This window comes from Sinorhizobium sp. 7-81 (genome assembly GCF_030124405.1).
In the GTDB taxonomy this organism is placed as follows: domain Bacteria; phylum Pseudomonadota; class Alphaproteobacteria; order Rhizobiales; family Rhizobiaceae; genus Sinorhizobium; species Sinorhizobium psoraleae.
Map to the genome: position 1 here is coordinate 164,081 of NZ_JASKLT010000009.1, position 20,408 is coordinate 184,488.

General features: G+C 61.5%; 21 protein-coding genes. 14 read left to right on the top strand and 7 right to left on the bottom strand.

The features are described 5' to 3' along the window. Positions 1-6 precede the first annotated feature (6 nt). Positions 7-987 carry an ABC transporter substrate-binding protein gene (locus tag QN224_RS25115; protein ID WP_283978835.1) on the bottom strand — a complete coding sequence of 327 codons (981 nt, stop codon included), beginning with the start codon at positions 985-987 and terminating at the stop codon, positions 7-9. 515 nt (positions 988-1,502) lie between these two features. On the opposite strand from QN224_RS25115, the gene QN224_RS34090 reads away from it, so the two are divergent. The 3 genes from QN224_RS34090 to QN224_RS25125 all read left to right on the top strand — a co-directional run bounded on the left by QN224_RS34090 (position 1,503) and on the right by QN224_RS25125 (position 3,995). Next, positions 1,503-1,685 (top strand): AAA family ATPase, encoded by a 183-nt coding sequence (locus QN224_RS34090; RefSeq protein ID WP_369292613.1) that lies wholly within the window; start codon positions 1,503-1,505, stop codon positions 1,683-1,685. Then, positions 1,612-3,237 (top strand): hypothetical protein, encoded by a 1,626-nt coding sequence (locus QN224_RS25120; protein ID WP_283978836.1) that lies wholly within the window; start codon positions 1,612-1,614, stop codon positions 3,235-3,237. Before QN224_RS34090 ends, QN224_RS25120 begins: the two co-directional genes overlap by 74 nt. Positions 3,238-3,572: 335 nt before the next feature. Further along, positions 3,573-3,995, top strand: coding sequence for an NUDIX domain-containing protein (locus QN224_RS25125; RefSeq protein WP_283978837.1), 423 nt, complete (start codon positions 3,573-3,575; stop codon positions 3,993-3,995). A gap of 272 nt (positions 3,996-4,267) precedes the next feature. Here the strand turns inward: QN224_RS25125 and QN224_RS25130 are convergent, their stop codons facing one another. Next, on the bottom strand, positions 4,268-4,933 hold the full coding sequence (locus QN224_RS25130) for a DUF924 family protein (protein ID WP_283978838.1): 666 nt from the start codon (positions 4,931-4,933) through the stop codon (positions 4,268-4,270). Between the two features lie 91 nt (positions 4,934-5,024). On the opposite strand from QN224_RS25130, the gene QN224_RS25135 reads away from it, so the two are divergent. From QN224_RS25135 to QN224_RS25155, 5 genes are all read left to right on the top strand, one after another. Then, positions 5,025-5,927 (top strand): LysR family transcriptional regulator, encoded by a 903-nt coding sequence (locus QN224_RS25135; RefSeq protein ID WP_283978839.1) that lies wholly within the window; start codon positions 5,025-5,027, stop codon positions 5,925-5,927. Positions 5,928-6,232: 305 nt separating this feature from the next. Next, on the top strand, positions 6,233-6,442 hold the full coding sequence (locus QN224_RS25140; RefSeq protein WP_173509955.1) for a cold-shock protein: 210 nt from the start codon (positions 6,233-6,235) through the stop codon (positions 6,440-6,442). Positions 6,443-6,584: 142 nt separating this feature from the next. Beyond that, entirely contained in the window at positions 6,585-6,872 is a 288-nt protein-coding gene (locus tag QN224_RS25145; RefSeq protein WP_173509954.1) for a cold-shock protein, read from the top strand. A 177-nt stretch (positions 6,873-7,049) separates the two neighbouring features. Beyond that, on the top strand, positions 7,050-7,289 hold the full coding sequence (rpsU, locus tag QN224_RS25150) for a 30S ribosomal protein S21 (protein ID WP_173509953.1): 240 nt from the start codon (positions 7,050-7,052) through the stop codon (positions 7,287-7,289). Positions 7,290-7,823: 534 nt separating this feature from the next. Beyond that, complete coding sequence (locus QN224_RS25155) at positions 7,824-8,897, top strand: diguanylate cyclase (RefSeq protein ID WP_283978840.1); 1,074 nt, start codon at positions 7,824-7,826, stop codon at positions 8,895-8,897. A 130-nt stretch (positions 8,898-9,027) separates the two neighbouring features. On the opposite strand, the gene QN224_RS25160 is transcribed toward QN224_RS25155, so the two are convergent. The 3 genes from QN224_RS25160 to QN224_RS25170 form a co-directional block, all read right to left on the bottom strand. Then, positions 9,028-9,609: a VOC family protein gene (locus tag QN224_RS25160; protein ID WP_283978841.1), complete on the bottom strand. Its 582-nt coding sequence runs from the start codon at positions 9,607-9,609 to the stop codon at positions 9,028-9,030. A 157-nt stretch (positions 9,610-9,766) separates the two neighbouring features. Beyond that, the gene (locus QN224_RS25165) at positions 9,767-10,579 is read right to left on the bottom strand and encodes a methyltransferase domain-containing protein (protein ID WP_283978842.1); all 813 of its coding nucleotides are present in this window, start codon (positions 10,577-10,579) and stop codon (positions 9,767-9,769) included. 195 nt (positions 10,580-10,774) lie between these two features. Then, positions 10,775-11,683 (bottom strand): SDR family oxidoreductase, encoded by a 909-nt coding sequence (locus QN224_RS25170; protein ID WP_283978843.1) that lies wholly within the window; start codon positions 11,681-11,683, stop codon positions 10,775-10,777. 79 nt (positions 11,684-11,762) lie between these two features. Between QN224_RS25170 and QN224_RS25175 the strand changes: the two genes are divergently transcribed. From QN224_RS25175 to QN224_RS25190, 4 genes are all read left to right on the top strand, one after another. After that, positions 11,763-12,332 (top strand): TetR/AcrR family transcriptional regulator, encoded by a 570-nt coding sequence (locus tag QN224_RS25175; protein WP_283978844.1) that lies wholly within the window; start codon positions 11,763-11,765, stop codon positions 12,330-12,332. Positions 12,333-12,573: 241 nt separating this feature from the next. Next, a complete protein-coding gene (locus tag QN224_RS25180; protein WP_283978845.1) occupies positions 12,574-13,248 on the top strand; it encodes a glutathione S-transferase family protein in 675 nt (224 codons plus the stop codon). 226 nt (positions 13,249-13,474) lie between these two features. Next, positions 13,475-15,079, top strand: a complete 1,605-nt coding sequence (locus QN224_RS25185; RefSeq protein ID WP_283978846.1) for an EAL domain-containing protein — start codon at positions 13,475-13,477, stop codon at positions 15,077-15,079. A 90-nt stretch (positions 15,080-15,169) separates the two neighbouring features. Then, the gene (locus tag QN224_RS25190) at positions 15,170-16,219 is read left to right on the top strand and encodes an aldo/keto reductase (RefSeq protein WP_173509945.1); all 1,050 of its coding nucleotides are present in this window, start codon (positions 15,170-15,172) and stop codon (positions 16,217-16,219) included. Positions 16,220-16,240: 21 nt separating this feature from the next. On the opposite strand, the gene QN224_RS25195 is transcribed toward QN224_RS25190, so the two are convergent. Further along, complete coding sequence (locus tag QN224_RS25195) at positions 16,241-18,085, bottom strand: adenylate/guanylate cyclase domain-containing protein (RefSeq protein ID WP_283978847.1); 1,845 nt, start codon at positions 18,083-18,085, stop codon at positions 16,241-16,243. A gap of 402 nt (positions 18,086-18,487) precedes the next feature. Here QN224_RS25195 and QN224_RS25200 point away from each other — a divergent pair, with 402 nt between their 5' ends. Together QN224_RS25200 and QN224_RS25205 are read left to right on the top strand one after the other, a co-directional pair. Further along, complete coding sequence (locus tag QN224_RS25200) at positions 18,488-18,892, top strand: antitoxin Xre-like helix-turn-helix domain-containing protein (protein ID WP_283978848.1); 405 nt, start codon at positions 18,488-18,490, stop codon at positions 18,890-18,892. After that, positions 18,889-19,584, top strand: a complete 696-nt coding sequence (locus QN224_RS25205; RefSeq protein WP_283978849.1) for an RES family NAD+ phosphorylase — start codon at positions 18,889-18,891, stop codon at positions 19,582-19,584. The genes QN224_RS25200 and QN224_RS25205 overlap by 4 nt, the downstream gene beginning before the upstream one ends. A 62-nt stretch (positions 19,585-19,646) precedes the next feature. Here QN224_RS25205 and QN224_RS25210 read toward each other — a convergent pair whose 3' ends face one another. Further along, positions 19,647-20,333 (bottom strand): TetR/AcrR family transcriptional regulator, encoded by a 687-nt coding sequence (locus QN224_RS25210; protein ID WP_283978850.1) that lies wholly within the window; start codon positions 20,331-20,333, stop codon positions 19,647-19,649. Between the last annotated feature and the right edge of the window lie 75 nt (positions 20,334-20,408).

Below are 20,408 nucleotides of genomic sequence, written 5' to 3' on the forward strand. Positions count from 1 at the left end.
AGAGGATCAGTTCGTCCCGAAAATGCCGGAGAAGGTCTTGAGGTCCGCTTTCGAATTCTTGACCGCCGCGCCGGCATCGACCGGCAGCACCTTGATCGTCTCGCGGGCCGGATAGCCTTCCGGCAGCGCCACGCCGTTGCGGGCCGGGATATAGCCCATCTTCACCGCGACCTTCTGCCCTTCCTCGGAGATCAGGAAGTCGACGAATTTCTTCGCGGCGTTGACGTTCTTCGCGGTCTTCAAAATGCCGACCGGCTCGGTGACGGCGGAAACGCCCTCGGCCGGGAAGACGAATTCCACCGGCGCGCCCTTGGCTTTCTCGCGGATCGCCATGAAATCGACGAGCATGCCATAGGCCTTCTCGCCCGTCGCAACCGCCTTCAAGACGCCGCCGTTGCCGCCGGCGGCCGTCGCGCCGTTTTCGGCAAGCGCCTTGTAATAATCCCAGCCGAGGCCGGGAATGGCGGCGAGGGTCTCGGCATGGATCAGCGCAGCACCTGAAGTAAGCGGGCTCGGCATGGTGACGAGGCCCTTGGCCTCGGGCTTGGCGAGATCCTGCCAGCCTTCCGGCTTCATCGCGGCAGATGTGTTGTAGACGATGCCGGTGGTGATCATCTTGGTCGAGTAATAGGCGCCGTCCGCATCGTAGAGCGCGGCATCATAACCCGCCGCCTCGGGCGACTTGTAAGGCAGCAGATGCCCGCCCTCCTTCAGCCGCTGCATCGTCACCGTGTCGGCGATCAAAAGCACGTCCGCCACCGGATTGCCCGCCTCGATCTCGGCCATCAGCTTGGCCATGATCTTCGTCGTCCCCTCGCGCACCCACTCGACCTCGACGCCGGGGTTAGCCGCCTTGAACGCATCCACCGTCGCCTGCGCATCCTCGTTCGGCTGGCTGGTATAAAGCACCAGGCTTTCGGCATAAGCCGCGGTGGACATGAGGCCGGCGACGAGCGCGGCGGCAACGGCGGAGAGAAGCGTTTTCATGGGATTGCCCTCGGTGGGTGAAAGATGGCGCCGAGGGATAGAGGCGGTGTTTTACAGGGGTGTGACAGGGGAACCAGAACGTGAGACAGCTTCGCGCCAGAAGCGGACCTACCGATAAATCGAGAGTGAGCTTCCCTTTGCAACTCGTGAGAATTCACGCTGGGGTCGTGTCCGCAGAATTGCCCAACCGAAGAGGAAATCTGAGACTTGGACACGCAGTCTTTCATGCCTTCGAGTGTTCGCAAAGTATACCCATGCGGACAAGCCCCCCCAATTCCGGTCTTATGTCCCCTCTGTCGTGTCGCCAATCTCCAACCACGCTACCGAGAATCTCCAGCTGCATCAATCACCTACATTTTGAAACGTGCAGCGGATGTATCTCCACATCTGCATCGAGATTTTGTGCGTCCGCGTCTACCATCGATGTAACGAGCACACGTGTCGCTTGCGCAATAATGAATACTCACCCTACATTTGAACCATCACGGTAATGCTGGCGATTCGTAGGGTGAGGCATGACGATTTCGAAAATTGACATCGATAATATTCGTGGTTTCGAAAAGGTGAGCTTGACAGTCAATCTTCGTCCCAACTGCACCAACATTCTTGTTGCGCCGAACGGATTTGGGAAAAGCAGCATATCTACAGCATTCAATTGCGCTAGAGGCAGCAAGGCTAAACGTCGACGAAAAAGATAAACACAAGAAAAAAGATACGGCAGCCTCAAAACTATCAATTGAGTATGACGGCAATACGTTGGGAGCAAATTCAGGCTCGAATAAAATATCAGAAATTTTCGATATTCATGTAATAAAATCAAACATTGAACCCAAGGCAAAGTTGCCAAAAATAAATGGGTTTACCGTTGCCAAACCATACCTAGAGATTCCTGCACTTGATCTCGGTCCCATTTTCGCCAAAGAAAAGATTAATTTTGACATAAACAAGTATAAGCAATGCTTCGGCGCTAATTCCAAACTCGTCCCAAACTTAGCTACCCGATGCGATGACGAATACCTCAGAAGCGAATTGCTCAGCGTGATCGCCTGCATCGACAAGCTCAAGCAGAAAAAATCATCTGATTTGCTTGATGAGATTGTCGAAGCGGCAAAGGGTCTGAGCGGAACGAAGGCGTCGATAAGCGACACGATTGAAGCCGACTTCGCTCAAAAGATTGACGAAGTTCCGCATCTAAAGACCGTCTTTGACGTGGTGATGAAGTACGGCCACGGCAACACATGGCTCGACAGCGCCATCATATGTTACATGCTGATGGACCTAAACATATCCGATCGGTCTAACTTGAAAAAATGGTTGCAATACGCCGTTTATTCTCGACGCTTGCAGTCATTGAAAGATTTCATTGGAGACATCAACGGAGCTTGGGTAGCCGCCGAAATAAAGGAAACAAAAGGTCGCGTCCTTGTTATCTTCCCAGAAGCATCCTCACTCTCAAACGGGCAGCGTGATCTGCTGTACTTTGGCTGTAATTTGTTGCGGACGCGAGAGATGACAAGCACGAAACCGTGCATTCTTTTGATCGATGAAGTCTTTGACTATCTCGATGATGCAAATATAGTCGTCGCACAATACTTCCTGAGCAAATTGATAGATACGTACCGTCAGGACGGCAGGCAGATATACATTTGCCTCCTAACGCATCTAGATCCGCTTTACTTCAAAGGCTACGCATTAAAGCGTCAGCAGACCGTCTATCTTGGAGACACGTCGCAGAAAATCAGTGAAACGATGCGGAAGGTGATTACACACCGCGAAGACCCAAATTGGGCGGAAGATTTATCGCGACACTTCCTTCATTACCATCCGGACGACCACGACATCTCAGAGATATTCAACGCCACATACGGACTACCGAAGAAGCATGGTAAAAGTCATAGCTTCTACGAGTTTCTAAGGGAGGAGTGGGACAAGTGCGTCGCGGGTGGGGGGAGCTACGATCCGTTCGCAGTATGTGCGTACGTTCGTGTACAGATCGAGCAATGTGCTTACTCTAAAATCCAGACCGAGCCAGAGCGGCTAAAGTTTCTGACCGGGTGTAATGGTACTGCAACCAAGCTGGAGTATGTCGAGTCCATAGGTATCCCAGTCCCAGAAGCATGCCTTCTGCTCGGAGTGGTCTACAACGACGCCCTGCATCGAAAAGGTGCAATCGATCAGTCGTCTACCATCGCACTTAAACTTAGAAATTTAGGGCTTCAGAGCATGATGAAGCAGGCGATCAATTGGTAGACCCGAACAACCATCATTCAGGTAACGCGGCGAATGAACAGCGACTATACGGGTTATTCGTAGCATTGCACGAACTGAAGACCTGTGCGATGTAACGGACGCAAAAGGAGGACATTGTGTCCCCCTAGCCATCCTTGAAAGCCCGGTTTCTAAGGCTTTTAAGCGATGGTGGGCGCTCCCTCCGTAGCCACCATCTTAGTCCGCTAGGGACCAGCCTTACGGCGTCATCCATCGAGTGCCCCGCCAATTGCCCTATGCGCAGTTGGCCTCGCTTGCGTTTAATCCTAGACGCCATCCGCGATTCAGCTCCGCCGTCGCTGACTATTGGTGAGAAATTGACCACAATCCGCATCGCCGCCGCCCTCTTGCTCCGCCCCGACGGGCAAACTCTCCTCGTGCGCAAGCGCGGGGCGAGAGCCTTCATGCAGCCGGGCGGGAAGATCGGTCCCGGTGAAACGCCGGATGGGGCCTTGGCGCGGGAGCTCAAGGAAGAGATCGACCTTGACGTCGAGCCTGCGTCCTTCGAGGTCCTGGGTGAGTTCAGCGCCGAAGCATCCAATGAACCGGGGCACCGCGTCCATGCGGATGTTTTCCTCGTCAGGACCGAGCAGGCTCACTTCCACCCCGCGGCCGAAATCGAGGAAGTGAAATGGGTGTCGCCCTTTGATGCTGCCGGCGTGGCGCTCGCCCCCCTCACCGCGGATCACATCTTTCCGCATTACCGGGAGTTGATCGGGCGGAGTACACGCCGCCGCTGACTGCGGATGGACAGGCAGCGGCGCCAAGCGAATGACAGGAAGGAGTTGGGGTAACCCGAGGCTTTTCTTGCCTCAGATGCGTTAGCTCGCTGAGTTGAAACAACGACATCGAAGCTCACGTCGTCGGAGGAGATTCGCCTATACTATAGTGCGGCGCGTCTTATCAGACACGCAAAGGACGCTGTAGCACTTTGAATTGCTGCATGTTTTTATCCTTAGATCGGCGACGACTTAAGGAACCATGCAGGATGGATCCGCTCGTCGCCCCGCTCTCACCCCGCAAACCCACCCGCGTCGAGAAACCGCTGCTCCTCTTCCGTCATCGTCCGCCCGAGAATCCCGTTCCGGTGCGGGAAGCGGCCGAAGCGGCGGACGATATCGCGGTGGCCTATGGCGTGGGAAAGACTCGGCTCCCCAAGACGGCGGGCCAGTTCGACGGAGCGCTCCTGGTCGGCAATCTCTTCCGAATGGCCGAACGGAAGATAGAAGAAGAGCTGCAGGTCGGCCGGTCCCTTGAGATCGTAACCCGCGTCCACGGCGGCGCGTGCTATGCCGAGCGCCAGCGTGTCGGTCTCATACATGCGCGGCGTGCCGCGAAAGGCGTTGCGGGGGAATTGATCGAGGAGAAGAAGGAGCGCCAGCGTCTTCTCCGGCGAAACCGTCCAATTCAAGAATTCACCGCGGGCCGCCGCCTCGTGGCTCGCGAGGAAGCGCTCGCGAAAGGCGCGATCGAACTCCGGCTCCTTGGCAAACCAGCGTGTCGGCCCCGCGTCGCGCCAGAAGTTGATGACCGCCGCCGCCCTATCCTCCCCGACAAGCGCCTCGCGCAGCCGCGCGTTGACGGCCGGATCGACACGCGCCGGTGGCCGGCCCTGCCCCTCCGCTGGCTGCAAGCTGCGCAGCGCCAGGGTTTCGATATACCCGATGAAGTCGCTCATTTTGCCCTCCAGTTGGTTGGAGACCGCACGGGCCTCGCCCGAAGACCTACGACTTTATGGATACTGAATGAAGTGATATGATTTCAGCATTATGCTGAATGAAATAGACCTGTCGCGCGCCGACCTCAACCTGCTGGTGCTCTTCGAAACAGTGCTTGACGAGGGGAATGTCGGCCGCGCCGCCGAAAGGCTGAACCTCTCCGCCTCCGCCGTCAGCCACGGTCTCGGCCGCTTGCGGCGGCTGCTCAATGATCCGCTCTTCCTGAAGACGCCGAAGGGCGTGGTGCCGACCGATCGCGCCAAGGAACTGGCGACGCCGATAGCCGATATTCTCGCGCGGGTGAGAAGCGTCATCTCCACGGCCGAGCCCTTCGATCCCGCGCGCGCCAGTCGCCGCTTCACGATCGGCACGGCCGACGGCTTCTCGGTTTTCCTGCCGCCGCTGCTCGACGAGATCGCCCGCAACGCGCCGGGCATCGATCTCGTCGTGCGTCACATGCAAATGGAGACGGCGCTTTCCGATCTCGATGGGCGGCTGATCGATGTGGCGATCGCCCCTTTTTACGAGCTGCCGGCCCGCTTCGCCGCGCAACCGCTTTACGAGGAAGAGTTCGTGGTCGCGGCGCGGAGCGGCCATCCCTTCCTCAAAAACCCGACGCTCGAGAACTATTGCCGCATGCAGCATCTGCTTGTCGCCCCCAGAGGCGACCTCCGGGGCCTTGTCGACGAGCTGCTCGAAAGCCGCGGCCTTTCTCGCCGCGTAGCCTTGGCCGTGCCAAATTTCCTGCTGGCGCTTGATCTCGTCAGCAAGACACAGTTGATCTGCTTCCTGCCGAAGCGCTTCGTCGCAATGCATGCGGAGCGCTTCGCCGTCGACACCACAAGGCTGACGCTGGGCCTCGGCAGCCCCAGCGTCCAGGCGGTGGTGCCGAAGGCGGCGCTGATGGACACCGGTCTCGTCTGGCTCCTCGACGTGCTCAGGCGGTCCGGCTAGCTCGTCCGCACCCCACTCCCAAACCGCTGCCTACACAGCTCGGCCAGCGTGTCGATGGTCCTCCGAAATATTATCTCGGGTGCCAATCGGACTCGATCGTATTTCCCCGTCCCGAAAACCCGCCTTTCCGATTAAATTCCGTCCGTCCATTGCATATCCGGCAATAGCGTCTATATATAGCGCAATCGAACATTGCTTGTGACCTTTGCCGAAGCGCCGATGCGCTTGTCAGATTTCCTCTCAAATATCGATCAAGCCGGATGAAATATTTGTCCGGAAACTCTCGCGATTGAAAGGAAATCGTTATGAATTCAGGCACTGTAAAGTGGTTCAACAGCACCAAGGGCTTCGGTTTCATCCAGCCCGACGACGGCCAGACCGATGTGTTCGTGCATGCCTCCGCCGTCGAACGCGCAGGAATGCGCTCGCTCGTGGAAGGCCAGAAGGTCACCTACGACATCGTGCGCGACAACAAGTCCGGCAAGAGCTCGGCGGACAACCTGCGCTCTGCGTAATTTGTCATTCGCCGCCGCTGACCACGGATGTACTGGCAGTGGCGCGCGCGAATGACAGGGAAGAGGTCGGGGTAACGCCCGGCCTTTTTGTTTTGCCTCCGGAAACTCCCGACGCCGGAAGTTTCCGACAAAGGAGATGGCGATGAGCCGGAACAGGTACAGCATTGGCGACACGGTGGTTCTGAGGGCCGACCTCACCCGGACGGCGAGCGCCGACAGAAAGTGCTGCATCGTCGGGGTCCTGCCGGCGGCCGAATACGGAGAGCCGCAGTATCGCGTTCGTTTCGGCGCCGAGAACTTCGACCGGCGCATCTTCGAAGGCGATATCGATGCCACCGAAACGGACTTGCCGGCCCGGCCGGACGACGCGGCGGCGATGGTCAGCGGCCGGCCCTGGCTGAAGCCGTTGAGCACCAAGGCAGCCAAGTGAAGCCGCAGAAGTGAAGCCTTCGCCTGAACCAATCGCCTGCGGCCATCGTTTTCACCATGCGGTTCGCCGCCAGGCAATGTGAGACCGGGAATGTGAACAGGGGATGCCCCTCTTCAATCAAGACGAATATAACCAATGCAGAAACACGGCATTTGCCGTTGAAAGGAAGGATATACTTTGCAAGTTCTCGTCAGGGATAATAACGTCGAGCAAGCCCTTCGCGTTTTGAAGAAGAAGATGCAGCGCGAAGGCGTTTTCCGCGAAATGAAGGCGCGCAGCGCCTACGAAAAGCCGTCCGAAAAGCGCGTGCGCGAAAAGGCGGAAGCCGTGCGCCGTTACCGGAAGCTCGCCCGCAAGAAACTCCAGCGCGAAGGCCTGCTGCCCGGCCCGAAGAAAGTGGCCCGCCCCGCCCGCTGACGCTCTGAAGGCGCAACTCCGGAAGCGCCGACCAGCAATGCACAGGAAACCAGCCACGGCGCGTCTGCGCCGTGTTTGACTCCTGGTTTGTCGACAACCGGCTGGCAACGCAACCATCCGTCCGGTAGGCGGTCCGTGGCCGCGATCATTCGTGCCATCGGTTAGCCTCCCGCGCCGCGGCCCTTGGCCGCTGCCGGATTCCTGTGACAAGCACAGGATGGAGGGCGTAGTCGCGTACCGCCCGGCCGGTCAGTTCGACCACCCCGATCGGGTCGAGATGCCGGGCACATCGGGGGTTCAGGGGCGGGTCCCTGCAAAATCCCCGCAACCCGCACACATTCTCCCCATTCCTTTCACCCGCCCTTAACGCGCTTGCGGCTATTCTAGGCCGTTCGATCGGATGCATCAGGCATCGTTTCGTCCGCATCATGCGGGGTCGAAGAAAATCATTGCCGCCGTTTTTCCGACCGGGGTTCCGCTTCATGCGTTCCCTCCCCATCCGCGTCAGACGCTACTTTTGAAAGGTGCCGCACCATGGCTGTCGTGAGCCCTTCCCCGAAACATATTGCGCAGCAGATCCGCAGGGACGTCTATTACAATGCCTTCGCCACGCTCGAGCGGATGCAGATCGATGCCTCCCCGGTCAATTACGAGCTGATGTGCGAAATCATCAGCGGCAACAATCCGGAACTGCGCGAGAAATTCGCGCGCCTCGGCCGCGACGTGACCGAGGAGGATCTGGACGTGCTGGCGCGCATGTACCTGCCGCACCACTTCGGCCAATCGGTCGTCGACGAATCCGCCAACCGCATCCACAGCGAGCTCTCGACCTTGAAGGAGTCGCTGCAATCGGGCCAGAACTCGCTTTCGAGCTACTCGTCCATGCTCGGTCAGGCGAGCGGCAATTTTTCCTCGATCGATCCGGGCGACACCCAGAGGATCCAGTCCGAGCTGCAGGCGATCCGGGCGGCGACCGAGATCCAGCGCTCGAAGAGCGACGAGATGCTGGAAAGCGTGTCGACCCATATCTCCGCGGTGACCGCTATCACCGGCGATCTCGACGGGTTCGAGCGCGCGAAGTTCACGCACGCCGCCACCAATCTCGCCAACCGGCGCGGCTTCAACCGCAAGCTCGCCGAGCTTTACGGCGGTGAGCGCTATCCGGACGGCGCGTCGCTGATCCTCTGCAATCTGCTGGCGCTCGAACCCTTCGAAAAGAAGGAGCTGATCAAGCTCAAGGAAGCGATCCTGCAGCGGCTCGGCTCCGTCGTCTCGCAGACTATCCACGCCACCGATTTCGCCGCATGGCTCGACCGGCCGCAGATCGGCATTCTCCTCGCGACCACCAGCGAGGCGGAGGTCCAGCGCGTTGCCGAGCATATCCGCATGAGCTGTCTGCGCGCCTTCAACGGTCAGCGGCCGGGCATGCCCGCCGTCACGGCCCGTTTCGGTTGCAGCACCACCTATGATGCCGATACGGCGGCAAGCCTGTTCGCGAATGCCGAAAAGGCGCTCGAAACCGCCGCCGAACGGGCCGGCGAAGCCGTCTTCTTCGCCGAAGGCCAGGCCGGCGGCCAACGCAAGGACTGGTCGCTCTATCGGCGCTGACCGTTCGGCATCGATGGGACGCTTTTGCCGCGCTCTGCATGCTGCCTCGCAACGACAGCGAGGCGTGTCTGTCGGACGCGCTATCGACTGCGATTGAGCCGCCCGCCCCTGTTGCTTCCTGTCCCCCTCGTCAATAGGGGTTCTTCGGCGTTCGGTCCGCCGACAACGACGGCCGCGTCCGCTCGATCAGCGCCTCGATGGCGTCGGCAAGATGCACCTCGGAGATATTGTAGTCGCCGCGCGCCACCCGCACCTTGTGCGCCTCCATGAGCACCTCGGCGTGGGTATGGCCGGCCGGCGGCTCGAAACGGTAGGAGGCGAGCTCGACCAACAGCCCGAGCGGGTCCTCGAAATAGATCGAGTCCATGAAGCCGCGGTCCTTGACGCCGCTGTGCCGGATCTCCCGCTCGTCGAGGCGCTCGACCGCCTGCTGGAACGTCGCGCGCGAGACCGCGAAGGCGATGTGATGCACGCAGCCGATGTCGGTCGACGTGCGCTTCGGATCGGGCTTGCGGTTCTCGTCGGTGAAGACGGTGATCAGCCGGCCATCGCCCGGGTCGAAATAGAGATGGCTTTCCGTCGCGCGGTCGAGGTTCGGCTGCTCGAAGACGAAAGGCATGCCGAGCAGGCCTTCCCAGAAATCGATCGATGTCTGCCGGTCCGCGCCGACCAGCGTAATGTGATGAACCCCTTGCGATTGCAGCTTTCGCATCGTCGTCCTCCCGTCTTTTTTTGCAGAATGCAGGCGGAAACCGCTCGCCAGGTTTTCCCATCCGGCTGTTCTATGCTGAAAAGGTTGCAGACCGTAGAGCGTGTAACGGTTTCCCGTCTGGAATTTACGCATTAGGTCCATGGACCGGTGAAATGCTCTATCGGCTTGCGCTCACGACGTGGGCCCTGATCCGCCCCACGATCGCCCCCTCGCCGAAGCGTTGCCGAAGAGCATCGGCTGCCGCCCGCGTCGCCGCGTGGAGGCCCGTAGGGTCGCGAGCCTCGATTTCGTTTCTGAGCGGCGACCCCTGGCACAAGCCGGTCGCGATCTCCTCCGCCGAAAGCGCGCCGCTTTTCATCTCCAGCGTCTCCAGCGTGATGTTGCGGAAACCGGCCGCCTCCAGGTCGGCGCGGACGGCGGCCGGGTCACCATAGCCATACGGTGTTCTCGCGAGGAAGCGCGGCGGGTCGTCGGGAAAATGCCTGGCCAGGGCTTCCGTCACGGCCAACGGCAATTCGTTCGCCTCGATCGCGTCCCAGACATTGACGAGGAAATAGCCGCCCGGCTTCAGCACGCGGTGAGCCTCGCGGTAAGCCTGCACCCTGTCCGGGAAGAACATCGCCCCGAACTGGCAGAGGACGACGTCGAAGCTCCAGGCCTGGAACGGCAGCGCCAGCGCGTCCGCCTGCCGCCAGGTGATGCGCGGGTCGTCGCCCTGCCTTTCAGCGGCGAGGTCGAGCATCGGCTGGTTGAGGTCGGTCGCGACGAGCCGCGCGTTGGCGTCCATTTGCGGCGCGAGCGCGCGGGTGACGACACCGGTTCCGGCCGCGATCTCCAGAATGTCATGGGGCTTCAGCCGTGCCACGCGCGCGGCAAGGTCGCGGGCATAATCCGCGAAGATCAGCGGCACAAGCAGGCGGTCGTAGAGATCGGGTATCGCGCCCGCAAACAGCTTGTCCGTTTCCGCCATCGTGCTCGCCCTCCCGCCAAACACATGTCCTACAGCGCCGTGCGTCTTTTCAGACGCGCAAAGGTCGCTGTAGCACTTCGGATTGCTGCATGTTTTTGTCCTTAAATCGGGCCCCGATTTAAGGAAACATGCAGTAGCACGATCATACGCCGGTCGAGACGAGCGCGGAAGGTGGGTGATCCGACGTCGTCGGCCTTACCGATATCCGGTCGCGTCCGCCGGTTTGCCGGGGTCCATCACCTCGTCCATGTAGCGCCAGCAATCCGGCCGCGAGCCGTCAATATCGGTGAAGCCGTAGACCTTGGCGAGGCCGCCGCTTGAGAGAGACTTGCCGTTCCAGCGGGCCTTGTCCGGGTCGGCGGCAAGTGCTGCCACCGCGCGGCCGATGAAGTGGGGCGTTTCGGATATGACGAAGTGCGGCTGCTTCTCAGCCGCGTCGTGCCAGTTGGCCTCCGTCACGCCGAAGGCCTCCAGCATCATTTCCGAACGCAGCCAGCCGGGCGTGAGCGAAACCGCCGTGGCGCCGTGGGACGCAAGATCCTTGGCGTGCGCCCAAGCCATACGGTTCGCCGAAATCTTGGCGAGATCGTAGAAGGGGGAGAGCCGGTAGTGCTCGGCATTGTATTCGGCCGTGCCGTCCGTCACCTCGACGAGAAGCCCACCCGGGCGTTCGATCAGAAGCGGCAGCGCGTAGTGCGCGGTGATGAGATGCGTGTCGATCGCAAGCCTGAGTATCCGGAGGCCGTTTTCGAGATTGTGGTCCCAGACCGGCTTATTCCACTCGAACAGCCGCTCGCCGCCCCAGATGTCGTTGACCAGAATGTCGAGGCGGCCGCGCTCCTGGCGGATGCGCTCGACAAGCGCTTTCACCTGCTCCGGCTGCATATGGTCGACCTGGACGGAGATGCCGACGCCGCCCGCCGCCATGACCTGCTCCGCCGTTTCCTCGATCGTTTCCGGCCGGCGGTACTCCGATTGCTCCGTGCGCGTCGTCCGCCCGGTGACGTAGACGGTCGCTCCCGCGGCCCCGAGTTCAACCGCGATTCCGCGCCCCGCACCGCGTGTTCCGCCGGCGACCAGCGCCACTTTTCCCGTGAGCGACATCCCTTCCTCCATCAAACCATTGGCATTCGGCGTGAGCATTATATATAAACGCTTATTCGGTTATAAATAAAGGTCCAAAATGCCTCGCCCCAAAACCATGTCCGACGAAGACGTGCTCGACGCGGCGCTCGAGATCATGCGGAAGCACGGACCGGACGCACTGACCTTCGCCGCACTTTCGGCCGGCTGCGGCCTTTCCGCTTCGACGCTGGTGCAGCGCTTCGACAGCAAGGCGCGGCTCATCCAGGCCGCCCTCCTGCAAGCCTGGGACCGGCTCGACCGCCTGACACTCGCGCTTGCCGAGAACACCCCGAAGACGCCTGAAGGCGCGGTGGCGCTGCTCGTCGGGCTTTCCGGCGATTACGGCGGCATCGAGTCCTATGCCGACGACCTCATGATCCTGCGCGAGGACCTGCGCGACCCGGCGCTCCGCGCACGCGGCGCACGCTGGCGCGACGTGCTGTCGGAAGCGATCGATGCGCGCTTCGCCGATACTCCACAGGCGCCCGCCGGCATCGGCCTGATGATGGCCGCCCAGTGGCAGGGCGCCCTCCTCTGGTGGAGTTTTCACCCGCGCATGCCGGTGCAGGACTACGTCCGCGAAAGCCTCGACCGCTTTGTCGCCGCGTTCACGGAAAGCACAGGGTGAGCGAGTGAGTTGTCGGCAACAGGACGAGCAGCAACGGACGAGCGTTTCTCGGTTGGCTTGGTTTCACTCAAACATAGCCAAGGATTCCCTCATTCCTGTGCTTGTCACAGGAAACCAGCAGCGCCCAAGTCTTTGGGCGCCGGAGACTCTCTCCGCCTTCCCAAAGCTCCCCTTTTTCGCACCGCGATTGCGCCTTATAGTCACGACGCGACGGCATCCGGCCGAAGAGAAGGATTACCCGATGGCGCTTACCCTCTATCTCCATCCGCTCGCCTCCTTCTGCCACAAGGTGCTGATCGCGCTTTACGAGACCGGCACGCCCTTTGAAGGCCGGCTCGTCGACCTCGCGGATGCCGAGGAGAACGCCCGTTTTCTCGAACTCTGGCCGGTCGGCAAGATTCCGGTGCTGCGCGACGAGGCCCGCGACCGAACGGTACCCGAAACCTCGATCATCATCGAATATCTCGAGCGGTACTATCCCGGCAGGAGGCCGCTCATTCCGCTCGACGCAGCGCAGGCGCTCGAGGCACGGCTCTGGGATCGCTTCTTCGACCTCTATGTCCAGGTGCCGATGCAGAAGATCGTCACGGACAGGCTGCGTGCACCCGACGAGAGCGACCACCGCGGCGTCGCCGATGCGCGCGCAGCCCTCGCCGTCGCCTATGACATGGCCGAACGACAGGTGGCCGACAGGACTTTCGCAACCGGGGAGAGCTTCACGATTGCCGATTGCGCCGCCTGCCCCGCCCTCTTCTATGCCGGCATTCTCGTGCCGTTCGAAACAACCCACCCCAACCTCGCTGCCTATTTCGAGCGGCTGCTCTTGCGCCCGTCCTTCCAGCGCACGCTCGCCGAGGCGCGGCCCTATTTCGATCTCTTCCCCTACAAGGACGATATCCCCGAACGTTTCCTCTGACGGCGAACGCCGGCCAGAGGGCCAAGCTCGAATAGACATGGGCGAACCTCCGTGCATTGAAGGTCGCCTCCCGCAAATTCCGCACGTATCCGGCGCCCAACTCCACTCATGATCGTACGGCGCCGGCCCCTGTGGTAATATCCACGCCAGCCTGCGCTGGCAGGAACCGTCCGGCGGAAAGCGCCCGCCGATTCCGCCAATCGCCCGCTTCATCGAGGACGCGGAAGTGAACCGGCAACGTGTCGTCATCGTCGCTGTGGCGCTTGCCGTGATCGGCGCCATCGTACCGATCGCGGCGATGCTCTATGTCTCCTGGAACCTCGCCGTCAGGTCCGAGCAGGATCGCCTGGAGCTTTTCGCGGAAAGAGCCATCACACGCGCCAACAGGTCGTTCGCCGAGGCAAGGCTTGTGCTCTTCACGATCGCCGATTCCGGCGTAGAGCCCTGCTCGCCCGACCACATCGCCCGCATGCGGCTCGCCGTCTTCGACAGCCGCGCCGTGGAGGAAATGGGCTATTTCGAGAACCGGCTTCTGAGGTGCACGTCCTGGGGCGTGACGGAGGGAGCGGTCGAGCAGGCCGGCGCGGATTACGTGACGCCCGACGGCATCGCCGTAACGATCCGGATCCAGCCCGCCGTCAGCGGCGGCAAACCGATGATGGCGCTTCACCACCGAAACTACAACGTGCTGGTCGATCCCTTGCGCTTCGTCGACGTGATACTCGACGAGGACATAACGCTCGCCATCGTCGGCGCAAACGGTACGCTCGTCAGCGCGCTGAATGCCCCGGATCCGGCCTTGATCAAATCGATCATTGCCGCGCCCCGGACCGGCATAGACGAAAACAACCTCTTCGCCGTGGCCCGCCGCGACGGCTGGCTGGCAATTGCGACCGCGCCGCGCACGGGCATGCGGAAAGATCTCAGGCGCCAGCAGATGATGCTCCTGCCGGTCGGCGCCTTCATCGCCGCCTTCATCGTCGGCATCGTCTACTGGCTTTCGAAGAAGCGGCTGTCGCCGCTCGGAGAACTGACGCTTGCCGTACAGAACAGGGAGTTCATCGTGCACTACCAGCCGATCGTTGCGTTGAAGACGCATATTTGCGTCGGCGCGGAAGCGCTGGTGCGGTGGCGGCGTCCGGACGGATCGATCGTCCGCCCCGATCTCTTCATTCCTCTGGCCGAGGAAAGCGGCCTTATCCTGCCCATCACCGATCAGGTGATCCAGGCAGTCGTCTCCGATCTCGGCAAGCTTCTCGTCGCCGATCGCGGGCTGCACATCGCCATCAATCTCAGCGTGTCCGACCTCAAGACCGGGCGATTCCTGTCGGTGATCGAGAACGCGCTCGACCATACCGGAATACACAACGAGCAAATCTGGCTGGAAATGACCGAGCGCGGCCTGATGGACATCGAGTCCGCGCGGGAGACGATCACAGCGGCGCGCGCACGCGGGCATATGGTCGCGATCGACGATTTCGGAACGGGCTATTCGAGCCTCCAATATCTGCAGGGACTACCGCTCGATGCCCTGAAAATCGACAAGACCTTCATCGACACGGTCGGCAGGGATACGGCGACGAGCTCGGTCACACCGCACATCATAGACATGGCTAGGACGCTGTCCCTCGTCGCCGTGGCGGAAGGCGTCAAGACAAAGGAACAGGCGGATAGTCTGGCGGCACTGGGAGTCGCCTTCGGCCAGGGTTGGTTCTTCGCCCGGCCGCTGCCGCTCGAAGAATTCATCGCGTTCTATCACCAAAGCAAACAGCAATACGGCGCGAGCCCGGACGTTCTTCCACGGATGCCCGCCTACGGCACGGTTCCTTAAATCGGGACCGGAAACATGCAGCGACCCAAGGCTCGCGGCGCCCGCCCGCGCCCCCGCTACCCAGTTTGAAAACCACGGAAGGATCAAGAAATGGAATACCGTCTGCTCGGCCGCTCGGGCCTGAAAATCTCGACGATCACCATGGGCACGATGACCATCGGCGGCGGCGGCAAGTTCGCCCAGGTCGGCAATGTCGGGATCGACGAAGCGCGCCGCTACGTCGATCTCTGCCTCGATGCCGGCGTCAACCTGATCGATACCGCCAATGTCTATTCCGCCGGCGCGTCGGAAGAGATCATCGGCGATGTCCTCGGCGGCAAGCGAAAGAACGGCGTGCTTATTGCCACGAAGGCGCGCTTTTCCATGGGTCCAGGCCCGAACGACGGCGGCCTCTCGCGCCATCACCTGATCAGCGAATGCGAGGCGAGCCTCAAGCGACTGAAGACGGACGTCATCGATCTCTATCAGGTGCATCAATGGGACGGCCAGACGCCGCTCGAAGAGACGATTGCCGCGCTGGACACGCTCGTCAACCAAGGCAAGGTGCGCTACATCGGCTGCTCCAACTATTCCGGCTGGCACATCATGAAGGCGCTCGGCATCAGCGCAAGCGAGCATCGCCACCGATTTGTCAGCCAGCAGATCCACTACACGCTCGAAGCCCGCGAGGCCGAATACGAGCTGATCCCGATCGCGATCGACCAAGGCCTCGGCGTGCTCGTCTGGAGCCCTCTCGCCGGTGGCCTCTTGTCCGGCAAGCACCGGCGCGACCAGACGCCCGAAGGCACGCGCCAGCTCGCCGGCTGGAACGAGCCGCCGATCCGCGACGAGGACCGGCTGTGGAAGATCGTCGACATGCTGGTGGCAATCGCCGGCGAGCGCGGCATCTCGCCCGCGCAAGTGGCGCTCGCCTGGGCGATCGGCCGAAAGGGCGTGACCTCCGTCATCATCGGCGGACGCAAGGAGGAACAGTTCCGCGACAACCTCGCCGCCGCCAGCCTCAAGCTTACCGACGAGGAACGCGAACTGCTCGACGCCGTCAGCCTGCCGCCGCTCATCTATCCCTATTGGCACCAGCTCTGGACGGCGAAGGATCGCCTCGGCGAGGCCGACCTGTCGCTGCTCGGGCCGCATGTTTGACGGACGTGCTGTGAAGCGCTCCTACTGCGTCGCCTTCAGAAGCTCCTGGAAGCGCGGGTGCGAGCGGATCGAATCGAGATCGGAATCGTTCCAGATCCAGGCGTGAAGCTCCGGCGAAACGAGCGGAAGGGAGTGTTCCAGCAACTCCATCGCGAGGTCGTGTTCTCCGAGCAGCGCGTAGGCGCAGGCGTTGTTGTAGCATGCCCGCGCGTCCTCCGGATCGATGGCGTTGACCCGCGCGATTAAATCCAGTGCGCGCTCGCGTTCGCCCAAGGCTGCGCATGTGCACGCGCCAAGTTGGGCGGCATCGGAGCTTTCCGGGTGCAGCACCATGCTCCGCTCCACGCGCTCAAGGCCGATCCTCATGAACCTTTCCTTCTTCTCCAGCTGGCCAAGGCGGTCCAGCGCGTTTCCGGCCAGGAGCGGAGAGCGGTAGTCGTCAGGGCGGATCTCGGCGGCGCGCTCGTAGTGCTCGACAGCTTTCTCGTAGTCGCATCGGACAAAACAGTGGCGCGCATAGAAATAGTGGGCCTCGTGAGAGTTTGGATCGAGCGCGAGCGCGCGCTCGAAGGCGGCGGCCGCCTCCTCGTAGCGTCCGATCGTAGAGAGCGCGTAACCGTGCGACGCGTGCACCTCCGGCAGGCCGGGATCGAGTTCCAGCGCCTTGGCGCACGTCTCGAGCAGGGATTCCGGCGGGATGTTCACGCCATGGAAGCCACAGAGAAACGAGTCGCAGTCCGCTATGCCGGCGTAGGCGCGTGCAAAATCGGGATCGAGTTCCGCCGCGTAGGTGAACATCCGCCGGGCGTGTTGCAGGGATGCCTTCGTCATCGTATGGAAAAGTTCCCGCCCTTTGAGGCAATAGTTATAGGCCTCGACACTTGCGGTGGCGGGCTGTTCGATCGCCTTCCTCTCCTTTGGCAGCAGCCTGATCTTCAGTTGCGCGACGATCGCCTGCGTGATCTCGTCCTGGATGTCGAAGATGTCCGTGAGGTCCCGGTCATAACGCTCGGCCCAGAGGTGGCGTCCATCCTTGCCGTCGATCAACTGCCCGGTAATGCGGACGCGCTGGCCCGCCTTGCGCACACTTCCCTCAAGCAGGAAGCTGACGCCGAGCTCGGCCGCCACCCGCTGCGCCGTCACCCGCGTCCCCTTGTAGGCGAAGACCGTGTGGCGGGCGACGACGGAAAGGCCGGAGATTTTCGAAAGATCCGTGATGATGTCTTCTGTTATGCCGTCGGAAAAATACTCCTGCGCGGGATCGTCGCTCATGTTGTTGAACGGCAGAACCGCGATGGACGGCTTGTGCGCCGTTGCCGGCGCTCCGGATGGGTCGTTTGCCGTCTGCGGAACGTCCAGAACGACATTGTAGACCCGTACCGGCCGCTCGATATTCTTCAATAGCTGCTCGCCGGTATCCTCGAAGACAAGATCGAGCCGGTTGCCGACATGCTCGCGCACGGCGGCGGATACGGCGACGCCGCCCGGTTTGGCGAAGCTTTCGATCCGCGCCGCGATGTTGACGCCGTCGCCGAAGATATCGTCGTTCTCGACAATCACATCGCCGATATTGACGCCTATGCGGAACTCGATCCGCCGGTCCATGGGCACGGCCGAATTACGCTGACGCATCTCCTTCTGGATCTTGGCGGCGCAATCGACGGCACTGACCACGCTCTCGAACTCGACCAGCATGCCGTCGCCGATCAGCTTGACGATGCGCCCCTGATGGTCGGCCAACATGGTATCCACCAGCTCCGCGCGATGCGCCGTCAACGCCGCAAGCGTTTCCGCCTCGTTTGCTCCCATGAGGCGACTGTAGCCGGCCACGTCGGCCGAAAGGATCGTTGTGAGGCGACGCTTCATTGCAAAACCCCCTCGTTCCGCAGTCTGAACTTATCAGGTTTGAGGCCGGAACGGCACCAGAATTAGCTTGCTTACGCGGTCACCTCCGAGCATCGATCGAGCCGCGTTGGCGGCCCTTCCCCACCTCATTCCTGTGCTCGTCACAGGAATCCAGCACGGCGCGTCGGCGCCGTGAATGAAGTGGCCTAGCCCTGCATTCGAGATGGACGAAATGCGGACACGCATCCTGTAGGGGGCCCCGCCGCCAGTCCGAAGGCCGATCCCGAGGAGTCTCCCGCGCCGCAGACGCGGCGCTGCTGGATTCCTGTGACAAGCACAGGAATGAGGCGGGTGGGCCGTTTGCCCCTTGAAATGCAAGGATTATATCATATGATATGAACAAGGAAATCAGAGGAGACGATCATGTCCAGCCTTCAGCCCGCAATCGTCCCTGACAAGGGCGCCGCGAAGCAGGAAGAAGCCGTCATCGTCAAGGCGGTCGTGCGCGCCTGCGAGTTCTGGAAGCTGACCAACAAGGAGTCTGCCGAACTCTTCGACGTGCCGATCGCCACCTGGAACCGCATGAAGGCCGGCGACTTCCGGGGCAGGCTCGACCAGGACAAGCGGACGCGCGCAAGCCTGATCGTCGGGATCTTCAAGGGACTGCGCCTCTTCTTCAACGGTCCCCTCACCTATCAGTGGCCGAAATCGGTCAATACCGGCCCGGTCTTCAACGGCAAGACGCCCGTCGCCACGATGATCGAGGGCGGCATCCCTGCGATGCTCCGCGTCCGCCGCTATGTCGACGGCCTGCGCGGTGGGCTATGATCCCCGAAATCGACTTCACCGATCCCGCCACGGTTCGGCTGATCTCCACCGCCTATATCGACGAACCGGCGGTCACACCGCTTTGCGACAACGGGGACGAGCTTGAAATTCTCAACCGGCTGGAGGCGCAGACCTCGGCGCGGCTGAGCCCGTTGGCGCTGCCCTCCGGCGTCAGCCCCGCCGAACTGCTCAACGAATCCTTCGGCTATGGTTGGTCGCTGATCAACGCCGCCTTCTGCCATGCCCGCCCGCCGGGCAATCGCTTCAATGGCGAGGAGCGCGGCGCCTGGTATTGCGCCTTCGGGGCGCTGGCGAGCGAGACCTGCCAGGCGGAGATCATCTTCCACCGCACGCGGGCGCTCCGCGACGCGGGAAATTTCAACGACATCGGCCACTATCGCGAGCTGATCGCCGGCTTCCTCTGCCGTTTTCATGACGTGCGCGGTGAGCGCGGCGCGGCCTATCTCGACCCCGATCCGGCGGTCGCCTATCCGGCCGGCCAGGCGCTCGCCGGCACCATCCTAGCCAAGGGCGGCAATGGCGTGATCTATCCCTCGGCCCGCCACGCTGAAGGCGAATGCCTCGCCGTCTTCCGCCCCGCCGTCATCCAGAACATCCGCCAGGGCCGCACGATAACCTTCGAATGGACAGGCTCGCCGGCGCCGAGGGTCTTGAGCGAAATGGCAAGCTAAAGCGGGATGAGGAAAGTGTGCGCGGTTTTCCGCCCGCATCCCGCGTCTCAACTCATCATGATCTAAGCGGCGAGAAACGCGCGGGCAAAGCCCGGTTCCGTGACCTGGATCGATCCTTCCGAGAGCCTCAGAATCCGCTCCACGGCCAGACCGTAGCTCTGCATCCAGCTATCGAGCATGGCCGCCGCGTTCTCGACGTCGCCAGCTTCCGCCTGCTGCAGGGCGCGGTGCATGACCTTGGCGACGCCCAGTCGGAGGTTAAGCAGCATCAGCGCCATCGCTTCGGGATCGGGCGCATCGAGGGTTCCCTCCTCTTGGCCACGCCTCAGGATTGCCGTCATGAACGGCAGGGTGACGGCGGTCAACGCCTCGTCGATGCGGTGGTAGAGGACGATGTTTTCCGGCTTGAAGAGAGCATTGAAGGTGTTCTTCAATTGCGGGGCCATGTCCACCTTCATGCGCCGCGAGTTGGCAAAAAGTGCGTTCAGGCGACCGACGGCGTCGAGCGACGGATCATCGAGAAGCGGCCGCATTTCGTCCAGGCTCTGGCGGGCCATTCGCGCGGCAAGCGCCTCCAGCAGCGCCTCCTTCGACGCGAAGTAATGGTAGAAGGCGCCCTTGGACAGGCCCGCCTCCCGGATCACGTCGTTGACCGTCGTATTCTCGTATCCGTGTTCGAAGAAGAGACGTTGCGCGCAATCGATCAGCTCACTCGTTCGAACATCCGGCGATTTTATAATTCGAGCCATGGGTCGTCCTGGGAATGGGGCGCAACGTGCTTACACGTGGTATCGAGCCCGCGCGAAACCCTGCGGTGGAAGTAT

Coding starts and splice junctions, on each gene's coding strand:
- QN224_RS25210 (WP_283978850.1), bottom strand. CDS start 20,333: ATGGCTCGAATTATAAAATCGCCGGATGTTCGAACGAGTGAGCTGATC.
- QN224_RS25130 (WP_283978838.1), bottom strand. CDS start 4,933: ATGAGCGACTTCATCGGGTATATCGAAACCCTGGCGCTGCGCAGCTTG.
- QN224_RS25190 (WP_173509945.1), top strand. CDS start 15,170: ATGGAATACCGTCTGCTCGGCCGCTCGGGCCTGAAAATCTCGACGATC.
- QN224_RS25155 (WP_283978840.1), top strand. CDS start 7,824: ATGGCTGTCGTGAGCCCTTCCCCGAAACATATTGCGCAGCAGATCCGC.
- QN224_RS25115 (WP_283978835.1), bottom strand. CDS start 987: ATGAAAACGCTTCTCTCCGCCGTTGCCGCCGCGCTCGTCGCCGGCCTC.
- QN224_RS25160 (WP_283978841.1), bottom strand. CDS start 9,609: ATGCGAAAGCTGCAATCGCAAGGGGTTCATCACATTACGCTGGTCGGC.
- QN224_RS25175 (WP_283978844.1), top strand. CDS start 11,763: ATGCCTCGCCCCAAAACCATGTCCGACGAAGACGTGCTCGACGCGGCG.
- QN224_RS25140 (WP_173509955.1), top strand. CDS start 6,233: ATGAATTCAGGCACTGTAAAGTGGTTCAACAGCACCAAGGGCTTCGGT.
- QN224_RS25145 (WP_173509954.1), top strand. CDS start 6,585: ATGAGCCGGAACAGGTACAGCATTGGCGACACGGTGGTTCTGAGGGCC.
- QN224_RS25200 (WP_283978848.1), top strand. CDS start 18,488: ATGTCCAGCCTTCAGCCCGCAATCGTCCCTGACAAGGGCGCCGCGAAG.
- QN224_RS25205 (WP_283978849.1), top strand. CDS start 18,889: ATGATCCCCGAAATCGACTTCACCGATCCCGCCACGGTTCGGCTGATC.
- QN224_RS25180 (WP_283978845.1), top strand. CDS start 12,574: ATGGCGCTTACCCTCTATCTCCATCCGCTCGCCTCCTTCTGCCACAAG.
- QN224_RS25195 (WP_283978847.1), bottom strand. CDS start 18,085: ATGAAGCGTCGCCTCACAACGATCCTTTCGGCCGACGTGGCCGGCTAC.
- QN224_RS25135 (WP_283978839.1), top strand. CDS start 5,025: ATGCTGAATGAAATAGACCTGTCGCGCGCCGACCTCAACCTGCTGGTG.
- QN224_RS25170 (WP_283978843.1), bottom strand. CDS start 11,683: ATGTCGCTCACGGGAAAAGTGGCGCTGGTCGCCGGCGGAACACGCGGT.
- QN224_RS34090 (WP_369292613.1), top strand. CDS start 1,503: ATGACGATTTCGAAAATTGACATCGATAATATTCGTGGTTTCGAAAAG.
- QN224_RS25165 (WP_283978842.1), bottom strand. CDS start 10,579: ATGGCGGAAACGGACAAGCTGTTTGCGGGCGCGATACCCGATCTCTAC.